The organism is Kitasatospora sp. SC0581, from assembly GCF_048159585.1.
GTDB lineage: Bacteria > Actinomycetota > Actinomycetes > Streptomycetales > Streptomycetaceae > Kitasatospora.
The window spans coordinates 1-389 of the sequence record NZ_JBLRWA010000197.1 but is presented as its reverse complement, the minus strand read 5'-3'; the positions used below and the strand labels follow the sequence as shown (position 1 = coordinate 389).

Genomic DNA, 389 nt, shown 5'->3' with positions numbered 1-389 from the left:
CACTGTTCGAAGGCGGAGGGCCGCAGCGGCATCGTCGACCGGGTCGGCTCGCTGCCCGGTGGCGGCTGACCGCGGCGCCGCCGGCGACCGACGGGCCCGGTGACGGCCGGTGACCCCGGCACGGCAACCGCCCGACCCCTCCGGAGAGCGCCCCGCGACCGAGTTGTACGGTCATGGGGTGTACCGCTTCCTGTTGTCCCGGCAGTGGGTGATCCTCACCCTCATCGGACTGCTCCTGATGCCCGTCATGGTCAAGCTGGGCTACTGGCAGTTGCACCGGCACGAGCGCCGGGTGGCCAGCAACCACCTGATGGGGTACATCCTGGAGGCGAAGCCCGTCCCCGTGGAGTCGCTGACCGCCCCCGGCACGGCCGTGCCGAAGCGGGAGG

The 389-nt window shown here is 72.2% G+C and carries 1 protein-coding gene; it reads left to right on the top strand.

Going from position 1 to position 389, the window contains the following annotated elements:
* Positions 1-178 precede the first annotated feature (178 nt).
* On the top strand, positions 179-389 hold a 211-nt coding region (locus ACLWS4_RS37760; protein ID WP_416876538.1), incomplete at its 3' end, for an SURF1 family cytochrome oxidase biogenesis protein.